Source organism: Gottfriedia sp. NPDC057991 (assembly GCF_042886615.1).
Classification (GTDB): Bacteria; Bacillota; Bacilli; order Bacillales; family Bacillaceae_G; genus Gottfriedia.
This window is the reverse complement of record NZ_JBHVQN010000001.1, coordinates 1053869-1074432: the sequence shown is the minus strand read 5'-3', so window position 1 is coordinate 1074432 and position 20564 is coordinate 1053869. Positions and strand designations below refer to the sequence as shown.

Sequence of the window (20564 nt, the reverse complement as noted above, 5' to 3'; positions counted from 1 at the left end):
GAAAGTTAAAAACGTAGAAGAATTTTCTTCTACGTTTTTTTACATACTAAAATGTATGTTGGTCAAAAATAAAATTGGATGAAAGGAGGAATTTCCATGCAAAAAAATGCGCGTCAATATACTCAGGATGCAACTACTGAACTTAAACACGCAATTGAATGTCTTCAATCTGCATTAGAAACCGTTGAAAAACCACAAAACCATGAAAGAATCGAACAAGCGCTTCAAGCTTGCCAAACAGCTTATAATCAAACGAACCAGGCAGCAGGTATTCTTGAACAAGAATAGTATGCAAATAAAAAAACTCAGGTTTATCCCTGAGTTTTTCTCATTTACTTATCATAATACATTAATATTTCTTTAAATTCATTTGAATATTTCAATAGTTTAATAGCATGCTTAATATCCAATAAAAATGGTACAGCAATTATATCATCACTTATTTCAAAGTATTCATCAATCGGTAAAATTTTAAATCCTGCACTTCTTGCAAACATATAAAGTCTTTTATTTATTGTACCAATATACCAATCAGCGTTAGTATGATTGGCATGATCATAGCATGCTAGTAAAATTTGTTTAAAAAATCCTTTACCTCTATTTTCCCTTGTAATTAATAATTTACCAATTTCATAGATTTCTTCATTTTGAATATATTTAATGTATTTGTTTTCGGAAAAATCATAATAATATTTATTTTTATCCTCATTTTCAATATTATATTTACTAAACTCGAGGGTACCAATTAACTTTTTATCCGAATTACAAATTCCATAACGAGTAACTTCATTACTTCTTACTAAGAAAGGTATTTCGTTTTCTTCACAAAAATCTCCCCAAAGCTCGTTAAATAAATTATTCTCTTCTTTTGTATGAATAACACGAAACACTCTCACTCACCCCTAAAATTCCTATATAAATATTCTTATCTTACGTCTATTAAACAACGTTTATACCAAATTTTAATATTGTCTCTTTAATTCTATTTAGTTATTTTGTTAAAAAAGTATTTTATTGGCCTGTTTATATATGGCTCTATTGTATGGTAAAATTTAGCTTTTGGCAACGCTTACATAACTAATTATGTATAATTTGTGAAATCAAAATTATCTCATAATTAGTTTTGTAGTATAAATTAATACTAAAATGTAAATTTTTTACAGAAATATTATTTCGTATTTTATAATATAAACAATGTATCAAAATGTCAAAGAACATCTTCGAATTAAAGAAATATGCCCTATGCCGTCGAATGGTAAAGGGCACATAAAGATTGATTGGTTGACTTTCTAAATTCAGTTTCAATTTCGAGTTATTTAAGTTCTTCAAGTGTTCTGTTTATTATATCTACTAGCTCTCTTTCACCAACTAGTTCAAAAAAATCCTCGCCCTTTTTCCTAGGATAAAACTGAATATAAGTACCACAACCCGCTTCAAGAACTTTACGATGAACATTACTACCTGGATATAAACAAATTACTTCATTGATCGGTTTTCGCACATATGTCATTTTTCCATTAACACGTTCAACATACTTTAGTCCCCAGTATTTATACATTTGTTCCATTGCCTTTGTATTCCCTACTGGTTGATAAATATTAAACATTGGACTATATTTAATTTCAAAAATGATCGAAGCAACGTATTCTTTATTTTTTTTTCGATAAAAATCTAATCTAATATCCGGTTTTTTCGATTCTTCACCACTAAAAAAATTTGTTCCTTTTAACAGTGATACTTGCGGACTTCCCTCAATAATTTCGTTATAAACTAAATTAATGATCCAACTTTTATTTTCTAGTGACACAAATGCCCCATCCATTAACTCATCATCTTTTATATGCATTAAAATCTGTTCAGCTAATGGTTCAGAATCATTTTTAAATTTTAGCTTTAAGAAAATATCGCATAATGAGAAAAAGACAAAGTATTCATATAGTAAAAAAGTTGGCTTATAGACGGGTAAAAGCATTTGTTTTTTTCCGTATTCCTTTACCTTTTTATCAAACAAGCTTAAGGAATGAATAAAATTTAAAAATACTTTCGATGGACTAGTTGGATATTTTGAAGTATCTGTATCCGTCGCTATACGAAAGATTCCGATTGTATATTCTCTAAAATAGACTTCATAAAGTTTTTCCAATGAATTCGTAATGCGTTCTTTTTCTGTAACACTTTTAGTTAACTTTTCTAATTCTAACTCTTTTAACATTTTTGACTGCCTATATTTAGCTTTTTCTCGATCAGTAATTGAGCCATTCCCAACTACATTCTGCATCATTTTTTCTATATCCTTCACTTGAAAATCGATTTGATCCATTTTATTTTTGTCTTTAACTAATTCATATTTTACAAAGGTTAATAATGTTTCAATTGTAAGTAGAAATTTACGAACTTTATTTTTAGCATATTTAATCTCATCTATATAATTTTCTTCTTGAACAACCGGTTGCATTGTTAAATTTGTTGCATTTGAAATGGCAGGATGCATTAAGGTCCATCTAATTGTATTAAAATCTAATTTTTTTACCTGCCTTTTTAATTCATAATCCTTTTTTTGTTTCCGCTTTAATTTACTAATAAATTGCTGAATTGCAACTAGTAGCCTCTCTTCATTTGACTCGATAAAACGTATAATTGGCCAAAAATACATTGTTCCATTTTGAGTAAATGAAGCGGAAGATTTTTTAAAGTATTGTGAGTCATTCATTATTCCATTTATTTGTTGATTTAATGTTGAATGCATCCACTCTAATTGATCATAATCTAAATTTTTCGGTACTATTTTAATCATTCCGTAAAAGTGTTGTTCTTGATATATAATACAAAATTCATAATATCCGCATCTCCAAGGATATGCATTCTCGGTTTTACCATGTTCATATATTAATATTTTTCTTTTTTCAGATGTAAAAATAAACTGCTGATCATCCAGGTTTTCTTGTTGAAAATGATAAAGATTATTCCAAACGAACGTAATTTTACCGTCAAACTCACCATCGACTTGAAATAAAAATCTTTTTAATTCTTGTATTTCATAAGCAAATAAGTAAGCCTCTTTTGGGTTCATTGTCAGTGCATCAAGAGATATTTTCTCCTCTTTCCCCCTAGTTCCGACAAGAATTGCAATCGTAAATGGTAGATAAAGTGGCTCAAAAATTTCTGGACTATTATTAGTTGACATATCCATCAATCTCCAGCTGCTTTCTTTTCTTTTTCAATTCTTTAATCGAATACTCAAAGTCAGAAATTGATCTACCTAAATTAGATTTCATGACCATATTTAGTAGCCCTTCCTGCTCGTTCCCTTCACCTGTACCAATTAATTCTTCTAAATTAGCAAATAACCCCCTAACTTTAGTTAATACGCGTTGCTTAACAAAGAGATCGATCGCTTCTTTGCGTTCGAATTGAATATGGGAAGGAAGAGTAGGTATGTTAGCTAAATAATTTGATAGATCTTTAATCATTCGCGGAGAGATTATTCGTTCACTTAATGAATGTTCAACTATTTTATTAAACTCATCAAAAAACTTTAATTCATCACTTGTAAGCTCAGATGTACTTAAAGTTTTCTTTGTCCAATTACTAAAGTTTTCTGCATTAATATAAATTTGTGGTACAGTTTCATAAATATTTTCGTTATTCATCTTTTCTGCATAATTTACGAATGACGTTGATCTAAGTGAAATTATATTTACACGATCTAATAATCTTAAAGAAAACTCACTTGAAGTTTCATCAAAGTTAACTGTACCAACAAAAATAATATTATTACCTATTCTTACTTTAGGCTTATAATATTGATTAATGACTACGTTATGATCATGGAATAGGGTAATGACTCTCTTATCCTGAGGCATTTCTAATATTGATAAAAATTTACTAAACCAATGTTCAATTTGAGAAAGATTCATTTCATCAAATATCACCATATACATCCTGTGTGGAAATTGTTCAGCCTCTATAAGTAATTTCGTTAATCCCGTCTCAGAATCAATATAAATCCCAGTAGTCGGATTTAAATAACCTAATAAATCATAATGTTCTCGATAAGACGGAGAAATTGGAACAAATAATAACTCTTTTCCAAATTCAAGTCCTAAGGTTTCTCCATAAATACGTGCTAATTGTGATTTCCCAGTACCACTTACACCACCTAAAATTGTTAGCGCCTGAAATTTACAACATATATGAAAATTAATAATATCTTTTTTTTCGTATAATAAGCCTTGCTGCAAACAATTTTGGTAAAATCGTTCAATAAAAGCATTTTCAGTATCATTACTCCATTCATTGGGAAAGGCTTGTTTCTCGGTAAATTCTTGCGTATAAATAAGCTCTTTACATTCTTTTTTAAAGTTTTTATTCAACTCTTCCCACTGTTTTTCGGGAATAAAATAAATTAAATGATTTAAATGAATAAATGACTTTTTAAGTTCATCTTCATCATAATCTTGAAATGTAACTTCATTTTGTTTTTCTAAGTAACTAATATCATTCATCATCGATTTTAAAAACAAATTGCCGTATAGTCTATTTTCATAAAAGACAAATTCTGGTTGATCAAAGTCATTAAAATATTTTGGCAGATGAATTGGCAAAGAACCTTTTATTAGTCGATTTTCGACCTCTTCACGCTTTCCCTCTCCCCTAAGTTCAATGACAGGCAGTAGATGATAGGAAGTGTCCCTTTTCCCATCAAAAAACTCTACTAGATCTGCTGTGACTACCTCATTGGCATATTCAAGACGAAACATGACTAATTTAGTATCAAAAATCTTTTTTAATCCTTCAATTATGTCATCTTTTTTCTTACTTTTAATGAGTGGTTTTATTTTACTTTCATTATTTTTATTTGCAGTTGTCCCTACAAACAAAACATCTTGAGTTGAAAAACTCGCTTTTAACTTTGATGGAATTGGAGATAAGCACTCTACATAAAAACGAATATGATCTTCGTCTTCATAATAAAGTAAGCTCTGCTTCTCTTGGTCTACTACTCTTTCTGTCACAATTTTTCCAAGGAATAAAAAGTTGTGAATTTTTTTCACTACTTTCTGGGTCAATGCGCGTTTTAATTTCAAAGTCATTTCCCCCACTTTCCGACATTTCTCCTACATTTTACGTTCATAGTATAGAAATTATGAATAATACGGCCTTTTTACAAATAAAAACACCCAGGTAAACCTGAGTGTTTCAGTGTGTGGACAAAATCTTAAATTTTACTATTAAACTATATCCCATTTAGATTCCACGATTGTCCTATAGCATTAATTGGTAATATACGATATCTAGCCATTGATTAAATTTCTGGCCTACTTTATAAAAATGACCTACCTTTTTAAATCCTAACTTCTCATGTAATCTTTCACTTACTTCATTTCCGCTAGTAATACAAGAAATAATTGTAAAGTGACCTAATTTTTTAGCAGTTTCAATCATTTCAATCATTAATGCCTTCGCTAGCCCTTTACGACGATGATCAGGATGAATATATACAGATAGTTCAACCGTCTGTTTATATGCATCTTTTTCCTTAAACTGTGTTAGTGAACAATACCCGGTTACTTGACCATTTTCTTTCGAAACAATTACTGGGTAAAGCTCTGTATGGTTTGAAAACCATTTTTGCATTTCTTCTTCCGTTTTTATTTTCATATCAAATGTTGCTGTAGTATTTAGGATTGCATCATTATAAATTGTTACAATTTCGAGTACATCTTCTTTTGTCGCAAAAAGTTTTTCCATTCTACTTCCTCTTCTCACGTTTTATCTTTTCATTCATTGTACATTACAAAAATTGAATTTCAACATTCGTATTCATAAAAAATCCTTACATCTAAACAAGCACAGTGTTTAGGCTCCTTACATATACTGCGTTAGTCGGAATGATAGGAGGTATGAATATGAGTGAAAAAGAAAAAAACAACGCTCAAGATGAAAAACAAAGTCATTCATCTATTGATCTTCAACATTATTTAAAAAAGGTGGATGATCTAATAGATCAGTCGCCAATTCGAGGTCTATTTGATGAAATTGATAAATTCTTTCATAAACATGGAGTTTTTTCCTCAATCGGTGTAGAAATCATTGAAAACGGTGAGGAATTAATCATTCAGGCAAGTATGCCAGGTGTAAGTAAAGAACAAATTTATATGGACCTTGAAGGTACAATCTTAACAATTGGCTTGAAATCTGATACGATTACTGAAGTACAAAATGATCAATCAAATTACTCCTATAAAAAGTATTCTTATAGCCAATCCCAAAGAGTCGTAAAATTACCTTACCCAATTAATGCAACAACTGCAACAGCAACATACGAAAACGGTATGCTTGTCATAAAAGGTACAAAATTACCTGAATACCAAAAACAAATCTTTTTAGACTAAAACGTAATACTGTTTGTATATTACCGACAACCTAAACGAATTCTATTAACACAAATAACTAAATTCAAATTAATCAAAAAAACTGAGTATCTTTTAGAAACTCAGTTTTTTATTAAATAGATAAATGATCTTTTGCAGCTTTATTTCCCTGTCAATGTTTCGATATCTGATAAAATCTCATCAAATGGCACATTACTTACACCACTATAATCTTTAACGATTTTTCCGTTTTGATCAATTAAATAAAATTTAGTACCATGGATAACTTGTGAATTGTTTTCAGGTTTTTTAACAATCGTTTTAAAATTTTCAGATGCAAATTTTTCAATGTGTTTTTGAGAATATCCCGTTAAGAAATTCCAATTACTAAAATCAGCATTAAATTTATTTGCGAATGTAGTTAATAATTGTGGCGTATCAACTTCAGGATCAATACTAAATGAGATGAAGTCTACATTTAACTTCTTCTCTGCAGCCTTTTGTTGAAGTTTTGCCATATTTGCTGTCATTGGCGGACAAACTGTTTCACAACTTGTAAATATAAAATCTGTTAGCCAGACTTTTCCTTTTAAATCTTTTGTCCCAAAAGTCTTACCGTCCTGGTTAGTGTATGTAAATTTTTCTAAATCCCAATTTAAAGGATTTTCAATTTTATTTCCACAGCCACTTAATAAAGCCAGACATAAAATCATTATAAATGTCACAAATACCGTATTTCTCTTCATACTTATCCCCCTACGCTAGCATTGTACTTGTCCATTGTATCAAAAACAGATCGTTTCTTTCTAATAATTTAAACTAATTGACATATATATTTAAAATTTTTCAAATGATACTTTTACAAAGTAAAGTTAAACTAAACATATTGATAAAGAATCTTGAAAGGATGACTGATAATGGCAAATAAAAAATATGAAAATTTAGACACGAATTATCGTAAAACTTTTAAAGATTTGATCAAATGCGGAATAGAAAGAAGTAAGACAAAAAAGGATTATAGTAGTGTAATTCAACAATGTAGTCATAAAAAAATCACCTATTTAAAGGAAAATCGTAATGAAACAACAATTACTTGGATTGGACACTCTACTTTTTTAATACAAATAAATGGAGTCAATATATTAACTGATCCTGTTTATGCTAATCAAATGGCTTTAAAAAAACGATTGTCAAAACCAGGAATACTTATATCAGAATTACCTCCAATTGACTTAATTTGTATTTCTCATGGTCACTATGATCATCTAGATTTTAATACATTGCGACATTTCCCTAAAAAAACCCAGTTTATTTTACCGATCGGCTTAAAACAAAAATTTGTTAGTAAAGGCTATAAAAATGTCCATGAAATGAAATGGTGGGAGACAAAAGACTTTTTAGGGATTAATATTTCATTTGTACCTTCTCAACATTGGACGAAGAGAACATTATTTGACAGGAATAAGTCACATTGGGGTGGATTTGTTTTCAAAACGTCCAATGAATGTATATATCACGTTGGTGATAGTGCTTATTTTTCAGGCTTCAAAGAAATCGGTAAAAGATTTCAAATTGATACAGCAATTATTCCAATCGGAGCATATGAACCTGAATGGTTTATGAAACACAACCATATGTCACCTGAAGAAGCTGTTCAAGCGTTTTTAGATTTAAACGCAAAGTTATTTATCCCAATGCATTACGGAACATTTAAACTTGCAGACGATACTCCTTTAGAGGCTCTAGAGCGATTATGTTCTGAATGGAAAAGGAAAAAAATAAAACCTGAAAAGCTTAAAATTTCTTTACTAGGTGAAACAATTTACCACTCAATCGTTAGAAATAAAAAAGAAGAAGCCATTATTTATTAAGCTTCTTCTTTTTCCTATGTTAAATATAAAATGTTGAATATAAAAACTATTCAGCATAAAAAACGAACCCTATAGCACCTTTTCCTGTATGTGTACTAATTACTGGAGTTGTATAATCGGTTTCATTTAATTCAAGGTTCGTTAGTTGTTGAATTGAATTTCTAAGGGTCTCTGCAAGCTCAGTAGCATCTGCATGAGCAATTCCTACACCTTTTATGGTTTTTCCAAGTGTGTCTTGTTCAAAATATTTAGTTAAAGTTTTTACTACTTGCTGATGGCTACGCACTTTACCAACTGGAGAATAAACTCCCCCTTCAAGTGATGCAATCGGTTTAATATTTAGTAATGACCCAATAAAGGCTTTACCTTTTCCAATTCTTCCACCTTTAACTAAATTTTCAAGTGTATCTACCATAATATATAAATACGTACTATTTTTAATTTCCGTAAGACGGTTAACAATGTCTTCAACAGTGGATCCGTCATCAGCCATTTGTGCTGCCTCGATGACTTGAAAAGCCATTGCTCTTGTAATAAAAGCTGAATCGATTACTGTTACATCACCTTCAACCATCCCTGCAGCTGCACATGCAGTTGAATAAGTCCCACTTAAACCGCTAGATAAGTGAATTGAAATGACTTTACTTCCATCGGCTGTCAATTTTTCAAATGTTTCTACAAATTTTCCTACAGCTGGTTGAGATGTCTTTGGCAATTCAACTGATTGTTGCATTTCATCAATAAATTGCTTTGGAGATATATTAACTCCATCTAAATATGTTCCACCATTTATTTGAATTGTTAAAGGAATGACTGTTATATTTAAATTTTCAATTTCTTCTTTTAATAAGTCGGCCGTTGAGTCAGTTACAATCTTAATGTTTGCCAATCAATTCACATCTTTCTTCTCTAAAATTCTACAAATTTTGCAAAGTAAATTCATTATATCATTTTTACTATCAGTTAACAGTAAATATTAAAGTTCCATTAAAATTTCAATATTTCTTTGAAAATCATATTGACAAGTAGGTGAGTTTTAATTTAGAAGAAGGATGAGGTTATTGAATAAATAATGAGTAGATCTAGAATTTTCCAAAATAAAAAACTCGGTACGATTACCGAGTCTTTTACTGATTTATTTGCCGTTCTTTTCGTCTTTGTCTTTGTCTTCTAAAAGTTCATTTGTTAAACCTTGAGTAGAACGCTTAAATTCTCTAAGTGTATCTCCAAATGCTCTTCCGATTTCAGGTAATTTTTTTGGTCCAAATATAATTAAAGCTAAAATTAAAATTAAAATTAAACCTGGAAAGCCTATGTTAGCCATTATTTTCCCCCAACTTCCATCCACTATTAATAAGTAAGTACCAAACTTTCCTTATATAGTAATATTGTCAAAAATTTGTTCATTCGTCAAATAATTTCAAGGAATTTTAATAAAATTTAATAACTTATTTAGTTTTAGTTTACATAATAATATTATCTATTCTTTTTATTGTTTTTAATTTAAATTAATTTATCTCTAAACTGAAAATACTCTTCTTTATTACTAGGTACTACTAAAGTACCGCTTTGAATTTTATCCTTATATTCATTAACCTTTACTAATATTGGGTCCTCAACATTATTATCTGCCAGTATTAATTTTATACCATCTTCATTTAAACCATAAATTAACGTTTTACCACCATGAAATTCATTTGATTTTGTTTGTTTAGCTAAATCATATACTGCCTGATCAATTTTTTTCACAAGTGAAAAGAGAGTTACGTTTTCAGGTAAACCGTGTCTATACTCATTGCGGTCAGCTCCTATTACCCATACTTCTCTTTGATTTGATCTCCTAATCTTTTTTGCAGTTGTAAATACGCCTTTACTTGTTAAACCCGCTACAGGAAAAATAATATCAACGTCTTTACTAAAAAAGTCATTTGCTATTCTTGAACCTATTTTAGGGTCATTAAAGGTATTTGAATACGCTGTTAGAACTTCAATTTCTTTATTTATTGATTTAACTCCAGAAATAAACCCATACTTATACCTGTTAATAATTTCATTGTCGTCCCCACCGATAAATCCAATTTTTTTGGTTTTTGTTTTCATTGCTGCTATTACACCTGCTAAAAAACTTCCGTCTTGTTCAGTAAAATTAATACTAATTACATTTGGTTGGTCAACCCTTGAATCAATTACACCAAATTTCGTACTCTTATTGTTTTCTGCAACCTTATTTAATACAGTTGATAAATTATTACCTATTCCAATAATCAAATCATAATTTGAATCAGCCATTTTAGTAATTTTCTTTTCAAAACTTTTTGTACTACTTGTTGTAATGTATTTATAATTCTTATCTTTTTTTAAATTTTCCTCTTTTGCAAATTTAGAAATACCTTTCATTGCACTTGAGTTTAAATAACTGTTATTTTTTCCATTTGAATTTGAGACGATGCCTATTTTGAACGTATTACTAGAATCTTGATTATTACTGCAAGCCGAAATGACGACTGCAATGATCGAAATTAAGATTAATGCAGCCTTTTTTATATACAAATCATTCACCTCATTCGAATACAATTATTTCTAGTATGAATTTTCGATTATTGTTTTATTCGTTGAAAAGTAGAGGGATTAGGAAATTGAGGGTTTTTTACCTAAAAATTTTTAAAAGCAGGAAGTACATTGTGCTACCTGCTTTCACGCTGGTCTTTTAATTAAGATGATTTATTTTCAGTATAGTATGTAGAATCATGTTGATTTCCACTATAGGATGCTCGCTTTCCATGGGGCGAGATTCTTGAGCCTCCTAGTTCCTGCGGGGTCTCAGCCTTCCCGCATATCCCATAGGAGTCGAGCACCCCTTTTTTCTCCAATTAACTTATTTATCAAAAAAAGGTTGCACTAAAAAACCAATTTAATATACTTTACTTAGAGTAGCATAACAGCTTGTTAATCGGTCAATTAAGATAAAACATCAACGTATTAGAATAATCATTTTAATTTTTTTTCTAAAAATTTCGCTCTTAAATATTTTTAACTTCTCTGGAATTAAACAATTACTAGAGTTTGTTGATATTATAAAACTGCTTAAACATATTTACATTTAAAATCATTATTAAGTCATCTAAAAATGAATTAATTATCAATATAGGTTCACTTACTAAACGTTTGAAATTTTATATTTCAACACTCTTAAAGCAGGTAGTAATTTTACTTCCTGCTCTTAAACTTTATTTATTCAAATGTTCCTTTTACTAAAACTTCTTTATCTTGCATCATAATTTTTCCTTTTGAAATAACTGCTTCAATTTCTAGTGTGGATTTATTTAGGAAGACTAAATCTGCATCGAATCCATTTTTGATTTGGCCTTTTTGTAATTTCAGTATATTTGCTGGGTTTTTAGTGATTACGCTAATTGCATCTTCAATCTTGATGCCTTCATTTAAAATTGCATCTTTTACTTCGTTAAATAAACTGCTTACTCTTCCAACCTTCATGCCTCGGAGTATTCCGTTTTCATCAAAATCGGGTAGACTACCTTGTCCATCAGATGTAAACGTGATTTGTTCAATGCTAACACCTGAATTGAGCATTCTTTTCAACCCTACGCTACATTTCACTTCACCATTATTTAAAAAGTGTGGGATTGAGCTAGTTGTAAAGTCAACAAACCCTCCTTTTTTAGCAAAGTTAATTCCTGCTTCAAATAAATAGCTATTGCGGTTAATATGTGTTGGGTAAAATTGCGTAATCGGTAATTCGGTTTCTTCAACAATCTCCTCGATCATTGATAACATTTTTTTACTATCTCCTATATGTACATTTACAACGCCGGACTTTCCTGAAAGTAAGCCCCCATTTCGAGCTTGAGCAGCTATTCTTGCAAATTCTTCCTTTGTCGGTTGAGATGATCGATGGTCCGAAATTGCTATTTCTCCTACACCGATAATCTTATCAATGAGGATGATGTCTTCTTCAATTTTAGAAAATAACGTTTTGACAGGTGTTTGGTACGAGCCCGTATAGACAAATGAAGTTATGCCCTCTTCTTCCAATGCTCTACATTTTGCTAGGAGGCTAGTCATAGTTCTTGTTGTTCCATCTGTACCAATTACTCCTACTACGGTGGTAATTCCTCCTTTAATACAATCAGACAACAATAACTCTGGTGTTCTTGTTTTAAAGCCACCTTCTCCTCCACCACCAATAAGATGAACATGTGCATCAATGAAGCCAGGCACAATATAGTAGGCAGATGCATCCAATATTTGTATAAGTACCGAAGATGAGGTAATGTCTATTTCTTCATGAACATACTCAATTTTTTCATTCGATATTAAAATATCATTTTTACCAATTGACTTTGGCGTAAATATTTCACCATTTTTTATGAGTAACATATATACCTCCGATTGGATAATTTTGTTTAAATTCAGATTACCATATCTGTCTGTTTTCATTCTTGCTTTTTAGTAACTGTTAAAAATGATCTTTCAAAATATACGTATAGCTATAAAATATTGAAATCATTAAATCTCTAGATTTGTTCATAATACTCTCATAGTTAAAAATGATTCAATTAAAATAGGAGGCATTTTTATGAGTAGAGCAATGAAAGAAGAATTAGCAAATGCTATTACTCATGGGATTGGTGCAATATTGAGTATCCCAGCACTATATTATTTAATTAGTAAGGCTATTTATAAAGGGACACCTTGGCACTTAATTTCCTTTACAGTCTTTGGTTTGTCTATGTTGATGCTTTATATTTGCTCAACATTACTTCATAGTGTCAGAGACCCAAAGCTAATTAGGCTATTTACAATTTTAGATCACTCTGCAATTTATTTATTAATCGCTGGAACTTATACTCCATTTTTACTCGTAACATTAAGAGGAAAGATTGGCTGGTCCTTATTTACCATTGTTTGGGGTTTGGCAGTTTCAGGTGTAATCTTTAAATTTATCTATGTTAATCGGTTTGAATTATTTTCAACCATTGTATATTTAATTATGGGCTGGTTAATGATGTTCGCAATTAAACCTATTTATGCAGGACTATCTGGAATAGGATTTTTCTACTTATTATTAGGAGGGCTATTTTATTCGATTGGTACAATTTTTTTTCTAGTCAAACGCTGGCCATATAGTCATGCAATATGGCATTTATTTGTATTATTAGGTAGTGCATCTATGTATTTTTGTATATTTAAATTTGTTGTTTAAAAAAAGCGCTTCATTTTAAATGAGCGCTTTTAGTTTTATTATTCAATAATCTCTTTAATATAGTTAGTTAATTCTTTGGCATCAGTCATTCCAATTTGTTCAGGATAAATTGGTGGAAATACTTTAAGAGTCACATTTGCTGGTTTAATTCGATTACCATTAGCTTCTAAAATATTATAGGTCCCTTCAATTCTTACAGGAATAACTGGAACCCCTGACTTCGTTGCTAAATGAAGGCTCCCTGATTTAAATTCCCCCATTTGACTCCCCTTACTTCTAGTACCTTCTGGAAAAACAACTAATGAATGGCCATTTTTAAGCTTATCAACGCCTTCTTTTATAGCTTTAAGTGATTGTCTACGATCTTTTCTGTCCATAAATACACTATGCATTTGTTCCATCCAGTCTGGTACAATCGGCAGTTTTTTTAATTCGATTTTTGCAATGAATCCAATAGGCTTATCTAAATATCCTAATAATAGTGGAATATCAAAATTACTTTGATGATTACTTACAATTAGGACTCCTTGGTCTCTAGGAATATTTTCGATTCCTTCAACCTTTACTTTACTACCAGTACAACCAATCATCATTTTCCCAAAATAATCAGGAAATTGGTGCATCATACGGTCTTTCTCATGTACAGGTAACTCTTTTGGTATTTTTTTTACTGATGATAATTTTAGCTTTGCTTCAATTACACCAATGACAATGCGTGTTGCAGCAAATATTGTGCGAAACATATTAATCCTCCGATAATTGAGTATGTTTATTATTATACAAAATGCCCAACCACTTGAAAAGTATTATCCATCCTGTTTATTTAATATAACGAGAATCACAAAAAAAGAATCGGCTTGTATTTGCCGATTCCTTAATATAGTGAATCTTTAGTTCGAAACTTTTGCACCACTGAATTCTGCAGCAAGAACTTTAGCTTTTTCAATTGCATTTGCTTTAATTTCTTGTGCTTTATCTGGCATTGCAGCCATACCTTCTACGAATAATGTAGTTACATCAGTAACTCCTACAAAGTTTAAAATACTTGTTAAGTATGGGCTAGAGAAGTTAATTCCAGTTGCAGGACCTTCTGAATAAACGCCACCACTTGCTTGAATGTGTAATGCTTTTTTATTCTCAAGTAAACCAACTGGACCATTTTCAGTATATTTAAATGTTTTACCAGCAATTGAGATATTATCAATAAAGTTTTTTACAACTGATGGGAAACTAAAGTTCCAGAATGGTGTAACAAATACATACTCATCAGCTTGAGTGAAAATTTCTAAGTTACGATTCATAGCAGCTAAAGTAGCTTGTTGATCAGCACTTAATTCTTCAAAAGCAGTACCGTTTCCTAATTTGCCCCACGCATCAAATACATTTCCATCTAACATAGGAACATTTTCTTTAAATAAATCAAAATGAACAACTTCATTTTCAGGATTTGCTTTTTTGTATTCATTAATAAATGCTTCCCCTACAGATAGACCAAATGAATTTTCAATTGCATTTGGATTCGCAGTAATATAAAGTAATTTTTTCATCTTAAACATCTTCCTCTCAGTTTCGTTTATCTTTAATTCGAGATTTATTATCAAAAATTAAGGGATAACCAAATCCCTTAACCTCATAATAATATCTCTAATTCAAGATGTCAACACTTTTTTTTCATAAACAAAATATCTAAATTTAATTTTTGATTTTTCATCGACTTGTACATCAGACACAGATTTTACATTCCATTCTTCCTTTGAAAAATTTGGGAAGAAAGTGTCACCTTCAAAGTTATGTTCAATTTCAGTAATATAAAGTGTATCTAAATACGGGAAAGTTAAGTTAAAAATTTCCGCCCCACCAATAATAAATAAATCTTTATTTTTATTTTCTTCAACAAAACTTATAACATCATTAATGACTGTAACACCTTCAGCATGAAAATCCTTTTGTCTTGTCACAACGATATTTTCTCGGTTTGGAAGTGGTCTACCAATTGAATCAAAGGTTTTTCTTCCCATAATCATTGTATAACCAGTAGTTACTTTCTTAAAGTAAGCAAGCTCTTGTGGAAGATGCCAAGGCATTTTATTATTTAAGCCGATTACATTGTTTTCTGACATCGCAACTAATGCAGCAATCATACACTTACTACCCCTTTGATCGCAGGATGGCATTCATAATCTTCTAATGTAAAATCCTCATATTTAAATTCAAAAATGTTTTTAATTTCAGTATTTATCTTCATTTTTGGTAATTTATGAGGCTCTCTTGAAAGTTGTAAATTAATTTGATCAAGATGATTTGTATAAATATGTGCATCTCCAAATGTATGTACAAAATCACCTAATTCTAAATCACATACTTGAGCAATCATCATTGTTAATAGTGCATAAGATGCGATATTAAATGGAACTCCTAGGAAAATGTCAGCTGACAAAATCTTCAACCAAGTTCGTTACGCTTGGCCCGTTCTTTAAAAGAACTGCTGCATGTCACCATGCAGATGAGACTATATCACGACCTCATATAAGGTCCCTTGCATTTCGGGTGCCAATCACTTGCACCCTACTCCATATTTGGATAGTCGTTAGGCATTTATTATTCTTTGTATTTGTAGTTATTAAATTTATTATTTTTGGACTTAATTCTATAAATTATTGTAGCTGGAACTACATTTAATTGTCTGGAAGCTTCAGTTATACTTTCGTACTCAACGCCATCAATAATGACTATTCTAGAGTTAAGAGGTTTATATCCTTTCTTTTGTTCAGAAAGCTTTCTTTTTACTTCATCGGAATGCTTTCGGCCAAAAAAAGGATTGTTTTCACCAGTTCTTAAAGTAGCAATCTCTGAAAGCCTTTTTCTTTGTTCAATTGACCTTTTAATTCCTTTGTTTCGAGATTGACCTTTGTTAAGTTGTGATATTCTCTCTTTAACTTCTTTTGTATGAGTACGGCCATACATACCATTTTCTTTTCCTTTTCTGCCATATTTCTCTTTTCTTTCCTTCTCGGTCATTTTAGCATAACGTTTCTTATTTGTAGTTGTTATTTTTTTTATGATATTTTCCCGATTAGGATGACTAGAAATTAAATCACCGCCAGATACTTGATCGCTTGTATTATATAGATTTACTTTTTCATTATCTAAGAATTTTTGTTCAATGGCTGCCGCTTCTTCTTTTTCACACTCTTTAAATATCTGAAATATAAAAGATTCTTCTCCATATTTATTCCAAGATCTTTGAAGATATAAACAATGATGAATATTTCGCGATAATTCATATTTATGTCGCCAAAATCGTTTCTCAATTTCTATAGATTGTCCAATATAATATTTACCGGTGATTTTATTAATAATTTTATAAACTCCAGATTTATATTTCATAAAACCACCTACAAAGAATAAATTTAGCACGGGATTGTCTTAATATAAGAGTTTCCCCGTTTAGCAAGGTTTTCGGTACAGATCACTCTGTAAAGGCGCTCAGATTTAACGCTGATAAAGCTGACAAGAAAGTTTTCCATCATTCACATAAAATTGGAAAAAACAATGACATGGTGCTAATGCCATCTTATCAAGTTCTCCAACATTCCACGCAGAAACAATCATTCTTCGAGAATCTGGATTTGTTTTTATTTGATTAATTACTTCAGTAATTTGATCAATTGTTGAGCCGTCAGCAGCTTTCCATGATCTCCATTGTTCACCATATACAGGGCCCAAATTACCATTTTCATCTGCCCACTCATTCCAAATACGAACACCATTTTCTTTTAAATATTGAATATTAGTGTCGCCTTTTAAAAACCATAATAATTCATGAATAATTGATTTTAAATGAACTTTCTTTGTTGTTACTAAAGGAAAGCCATCTTGAAGATTAAATCGCATTTGATAACCGAAAGTACTAATTGTTCCTGTTCCAGTACGGTCTGTTTTTGTCATGCCATTGTCTAATACGTGTTTACATAAATCTAAGTATTGCTTCATATTGACCTCCTAATTATGTATTGTTAATTCTTAATGATCTTCTTCACTAATTTCAATATAACCAAAATGAAATTCTGATGATTTGCGAATTAATTGATTAAATCCATATTTTTTAAATCTTTCACTTCTAAAATGGTCTTTTAACACTACTCTTTTTTTTGCAACACGCTTTGCTTCGTTGATTACTTCATATGTTAGGTCGTCATATGATGCTAAATTTTTCAATGCTGCAATGCCCGAAGAGGCTTCAATATTTTTTTCAAACATCGGATCAAAATAAACGATATCAAAAGATTGTTCTGGAAGTGTCTTCAAATAAGTTTTATAATCTATATTTTTCACTTCAATTTTGTTAATGATATTCGACCAATCTATAATATTCTGTTTATTTGTTTCTAAGCCTTTCTTAGTTAGGTAAGCGATAATTTGGTTTTTCTCTAAGCCTAAAACTTTACCTTGGTCACCTACAACATAGCTTGCAACAATACTATCTGAAGCCATTCCAAGTGTACAATCTAGTAGTGAATCACCTTTTGTTAATAAAGAAGCTTCACAAAATGGATCATGTTCACCCTTCATCAATCGTCTAATTCTAAAAACTGAGGAGTTTGGGTGAAAAAAATATGGAATTGCTCGGTCATCCTCATACCATTCTAATCTATTTTTACCTAATATAAGTATAGGTTTTTTAAATTTACCATAGATTTCTTCAATGCTAAATTCTTTTCGGCCAATTAACTGTCCATTTAAGTCTGAAGCAATTTTTTCAGCTTCCTTTTCTAAATAAACATCTGGTCTTAAGCAAGTTGTAATAATCATATGTCTCCTTAATTAAGAAAAAAAGAGGAAAAATCCTCTTTTCAGACTGTTGACAACCGCTCGCTTTCTTCGTTGCTTCGCCTATCTGCGGTGCTCATTACCCTTTAAGGTAACTCCGCTCCTCACCAGGCTTCACGCCTCGAAAGACAAGCGCTAGCAATCAGTCTGAAAGTCAAATTTTTGGATTTTGTCTATACACTGAAAAGAGGAAAAATCCTCTTTTTACATTTGTGAAAATATCGATTGAATTCTTGCTTTAATATCTTCAGGAGTTGAACCTTCGATTTGTTCACGAGGAATAAATCCAACTACTTCTTTACCTTTAAATACAGCCATTGATGGTGAAGATGGTGGGAAGTCAGCTAAATATTCTCTTAACGTTGCAGTAGCTTCCTTATCTTGTCCAGCAAACACTGTCATAACATTTGCAGGCTTTTTCTCTGATTCAATAACAGCTTGAACTGCAGAAGGTCTAGCAAGTCCAGCAGCACAACCACAAACTGAATTGATTACAAAAAAAGCAGTATCATTTAATTCATTCATAAATGACTCGACTTCTTCCCCAGTAGTTAATTCTGTAAAACCATTTGAAGTTAATTCCTCTCTCATTGGTTTTACAATCCCTTTCATGTACTCATCATATGCATTCATTAGTTTGTTTCTCCTTTGTCATTTTCTATTTTATTACGTTCAGTCATTTGTTTCCAAACTGAACCTAGTGCTTCCTCACCATTCTCAATTCGATGTAAAGCAAGCTGAACTTGTAATTTCACTTCGAATTCTGGGTCTTCTAATGCAGCTTTTAATGCAGGAATTGCACTTTCATCACCTAGTTCAAAAAGAAACATTGCTGCACGCCATCTAACTAATTTACTAGGATCTTTTAATGCTTCAACCATAGCTGGCATTGCTTCTTCAAATCCTAGGTCTGATAGACAATCTCCAGCAATTCGTCTTACACCCACTGCCTTATCCTTTAAAGCCTCATATAAATAAGGTAACACTAATTCTGATTTTAACATACCTAAATAAGCTGTAGCTAATCTTCTTATTGAAACATGTTCATCTTTTAATGCAATCTCTAGTAAAGGTAAATCTTCAAGTGTAGGATTGATTTTTACAAATCTCGCATACCTTTTTTTCCAATCTTTTTCTTCAAAAATATCTGCAGTAAATGGTTCAAATTTAGGAACTTCTTTTTTCTCAACATTAGAAGCATCATTCGTCATCACTTCGTTCACGATATTCTTTATATCGTTTTCAGTGTGAGTAGCCGTTAATTCATCAATAATTTCTTTCTCAATTGTTGATAATTCACCATAACGAATTCCATAATCAATCCATTGTCTTTCATATACAACATTTGATGCAGATGTTGTTAGTTTCATGATTGCTTCTTTATAGAATGGAGGTAAAGCTGCTCTTTGTTCTTCACCATTTACAATTAATTTCAACTGCATTGGTATATTATGATACATTTGAACAAATACTTGTACCTCTCCAAAATGATTATCAATTATCGTTTCATTAGTAGCTTCATCATTTACTTCTTCACCAAATACATTTCTGACTTGAAGCAAAATGGTTTGCCAATTTGCATTTGACTTACGATCAATGGCAATAAAATCAGCTACATGATAGACACTTTTGATTCCTTCAATTCCTAATATTTCTTGAATTATTAATGGTGCCTTGTCAATATTATCAATAGAATAATGATTTCTACTTCCTGATGGCAATTCCTCATCTAATAACACTTTCATTGTATTAGGACTCGGTGTTGGTTCAATTGACTTAATTTTCATCTTAATCTCCTCTTCTTGTTATTTAGTCCATTCTATCAAAAAGAGGAAAATCTCACTATTGTAACGCCTTAACGAATTCTTCAAAGTCATTTGTACTTGATTCGACTGCGTTGTGAGTTAACTCTTCAGATCGACGAGTAAAAAGGTGAAATTTCTCTACTATTATTTCCGTCACATAAATAGGTTTTTCAGATTCCTTTACATAACTTGAAGTTTTTATAACTCCTTCAATAGAAACTTCCATCCCTTTTTTTGCTTTTTTAGTAGCATATTCAGCAATGGGACCCCATAATTTTACTGAAACATAATTCGTTCTCGTTTTTTTTAGATAATCTGAATAAACATTCGTAGCAATATTAATAAAAGTTGTTTTCCTTCCATTCGGTGTAGTTTGTAAAATGGGCTCTTTCGTTAATCTTCCTACTAATACAACATTGTTTATCATTATTACCATCTCCTTTATTTTTTTCTACAATAC

The 20564-nt window shown here is 30.8% G+C and carries 21 protein-coding genes and 2 pseudogenes; 4 read left to right on the top strand and 19 right to left on the bottom strand.

Annotated elements, in window-relative coordinates; translation table 11 throughout:
• Positions 1-96 precede the first annotated feature (96 nt).
• Positions 97-288: a hypothetical protein gene (locus ACFVR2_RS05460; protein ID WP_056466342.1), complete on the top strand. Its 192-nt coding sequence runs from the start codon at positions 97-99 to the stop codon at positions 286-288.
• 44 nt (positions 289-332) lie between these two features.
• On the opposite strand, the gene ACFVR2_RS05455 is transcribed toward ACFVR2_RS05460, so the two are convergent.
• The 4 genes from ACFVR2_RS05455 to ACFVR2_RS05440 all read right to left on the bottom strand — a co-directional run bounded on the left by ACFVR2_RS05455 (position 333) and on the right by ACFVR2_RS05440 (position 5751).
• Positions 333-890: a hypothetical protein gene (locus ACFVR2_RS05455; RefSeq protein ID WP_387359568.1), complete on the bottom strand. Its 558-nt coding sequence runs from the start codon at positions 888-890 to the stop codon at positions 333-335.
• Positions 891-1312: 422 nt separating this feature from the next.
• On the bottom strand, positions 1313-3184 hold the full coding sequence (locus ACFVR2_RS05450) for a hypothetical protein (protein ID WP_387359566.1): 1872 nt from the start codon (positions 3182-3184) through the stop codon (positions 1313-1315).
• Positions 3174-5087, bottom strand: a complete 1914-nt coding sequence (locus ACFVR2_RS05445) for a hypothetical protein (RefSeq protein ID WP_387359564.1) — start codon at positions 5085-5087, stop codon at positions 3174-3176. Before ACFVR2_RS05445 ends, ACFVR2_RS05450 begins: the two co-directional genes overlap by 11 nt.
• A gap of 178 nt (positions 5088-5265) precedes the next feature.
• Complete coding sequence (locus ACFVR2_RS05440; RefSeq protein ID WP_387359562.1) at positions 5266-5751, bottom strand: GNAT family N-acetyltransferase; 486 nt, start codon at positions 5749-5751, stop codon at positions 5266-5268.
• A gap of 158 nt (positions 5752-5909) precedes the next feature.
• On the opposite strand from ACFVR2_RS05440, the gene ACFVR2_RS05435 reads away from it, so the two are divergent.
• A complete protein-coding gene (locus tag ACFVR2_RS05435; RefSeq protein WP_387359560.1) occupies positions 5910-6395 on the top strand; it encodes an Hsp20/alpha crystallin family protein in 486 nt (161 codons plus the stop codon).
• A 140-nt stretch (positions 6396-6535) separates the two neighbouring features.
• On the opposite strand, the gene ACFVR2_RS05430 is transcribed toward ACFVR2_RS05435, so the two are convergent.
• Positions 6536-7120: an SCO family protein gene (locus tag ACFVR2_RS05430; protein WP_335475317.1), complete on the bottom strand. Its 585-nt coding sequence runs from the start codon at positions 7118-7120 to the stop codon at positions 6536-6538.
• Between the two features lie 171 nt (positions 7121-7291).
• Between ACFVR2_RS05430 and ACFVR2_RS05425 the strand changes: the two genes are divergently transcribed.
• On the top strand, positions 7292-8245 hold the full coding sequence (locus ACFVR2_RS05425; protein WP_387359558.1) for an MBL fold metallo-hydrolase: 954 nt from the start codon (positions 7292-7294) through the stop codon (positions 8243-8245).
• A 46-nt stretch (positions 8246-8291) separates the two neighbouring features.
• On the opposite strand, the gene ACFVR2_RS05420 is transcribed toward ACFVR2_RS05425, so the two are convergent.
• From ACFVR2_RS05420 to iadA, 4 genes are all read right to left on the bottom strand, one after another.
• Positions 8292-9134, bottom strand: coding sequence for a DegV family protein (locus ACFVR2_RS05420; RefSeq protein ID WP_387359556.1), 843 nt, complete (start codon positions 9132-9134; stop codon positions 8292-8294).
• Between the two features lie 246 nt (positions 9135-9380).
• Positions 9381-9572, bottom strand: a complete 192-nt coding sequence (locus ACFVR2_RS05415; protein ID WP_387360454.1) for a twin-arginine translocase TatA/TatE family subunit — start codon at positions 9570-9572, stop codon at positions 9381-9383.
• 176 nt (positions 9573-9748) lie between these two features.
• Positions 9749-10795 carry a BMP family lipoprotein gene (locus ACFVR2_RS05410; RefSeq protein WP_387359554.1) on the bottom strand — a complete coding sequence of 349 codons (1047 nt, stop codon included), beginning with the start codon at positions 10793-10795 and terminating at the stop codon, positions 9749-9751.
• Between the two features lie 681 nt (positions 10796-11476).
• Positions 11477-12643, bottom strand: coding sequence for a beta-aspartyl-peptidase (iadA, locus tag ACFVR2_RS05405; RefSeq protein ID WP_387359552.1), 1167 nt, complete (start codon positions 12641-12643; stop codon positions 11477-11479).
• A 199-nt stretch (positions 12644-12842) separates the two neighbouring features.
• On the opposite strand from iadA, the gene trhA reads away from it, so the two are divergent.
• Complete coding sequence (gene trhA, locus ACFVR2_RS05400; RefSeq protein ID WP_387359550.1) at positions 12843-13469, top strand: PAQR family membrane homeostasis protein TrhA; 627 nt, start codon at positions 12843-12845, stop codon at positions 13467-13469.
• A gap of 38 nt (positions 13470-13507) precedes the next feature.
• Here the strand turns inward: trhA and ACFVR2_RS05395 are convergent, their stop codons facing one another.
• From ACFVR2_RS05395 to ACFVR2_RS05350, 10 genes and pseudogenes are all read right to left on the bottom strand, one after another.
• A complete protein-coding gene (locus ACFVR2_RS05395; protein WP_387359548.1) occupies positions 13508-14212 on the bottom strand; it encodes a lysophospholipid acyltransferase family protein in 705 nt (234 codons plus the stop codon).
• A 147-nt stretch (positions 14213-14359) separates the two neighbouring features.
• On the bottom strand, positions 14360-15016 hold the full coding sequence (locus tag ACFVR2_RS05390; protein WP_056466385.1) for an FMN-dependent NADH-azoreductase: 657 nt from the start codon (positions 15014-15016) through the stop codon (positions 14360-14362).
• A gap of 102 nt (positions 15017-15118) precedes the next feature.
• Positions 15119-15610, bottom strand: coding sequence for a dihydrofolate reductase (locus tag ACFVR2_RS05385; protein ID WP_387359546.1), 492 nt, complete (start codon positions 15608-15610; stop codon positions 15119-15121).
• Positions 15607-15903, bottom strand: a pseudogene (thyA, locus tag ACFVR2_RS05380) (thymidylate synthase); the annotation flags it as partial. The pseudogene thyA (ACFVR2_RS05380) and the gene ACFVR2_RS05385, both read right to left, overlap by 4 nt.
• A gap of 164 nt (positions 15904-16067) precedes the next feature.
• Positions 16068-16856, bottom strand: a complete 789-nt coding sequence (locus ACFVR2_RS05375; protein WP_387359544.1) for an NUMOD3 domain-containing DNA-binding protein — start codon at positions 16854-16856, stop codon at positions 16068-16070.
• A gap of 108 nt (positions 16857-16964) precedes the next feature.
• Positions 16965-17462: pseudogene (gene thyA / locus ACFVR2_RS05370) on the bottom strand (thymidylate synthase); the annotation flags it as partial.
• A 30-nt stretch (positions 17463-17492) separates the two neighbouring features.
• Entirely contained in the window at positions 17493-18281 is a 789-nt protein-coding gene (locus ACFVR2_RS05365) for a class I SAM-dependent methyltransferase (protein WP_387359542.1), read from the bottom strand.
• Positions 18282-18503: 222 nt separating this feature from the next.
• Positions 18504-18932 (bottom strand): BrxA/BrxB family bacilliredoxin, encoded by a 429-nt coding sequence (locus ACFVR2_RS05360; protein WP_387359540.1) that lies wholly within the window; start codon positions 18930-18932, stop codon positions 18504-18506.
• The gene (locus ACFVR2_RS05355; RefSeq protein WP_387359538.1) at positions 18932-20086 is read right to left on the bottom strand and encodes a conserved virulence factor C family protein; all 1155 of its coding nucleotides are present in this window, start codon (positions 20084-20086) and stop codon (positions 18932-18934) included. Before ACFVR2_RS05355 ends, ACFVR2_RS05360 begins: the two co-directional genes overlap by 1 nt.
• 55 nt (positions 20087-20141) lie before the next feature.
• Positions 20142-20531 (bottom strand): single-stranded DNA-binding protein, encoded by a 390-nt coding sequence (locus ACFVR2_RS05350; protein ID WP_165346850.1) that lies wholly within the window; start codon positions 20529-20531, stop codon positions 20142-20144.
• Positions 20532-20564: the final 33 nt, after the last annotated feature.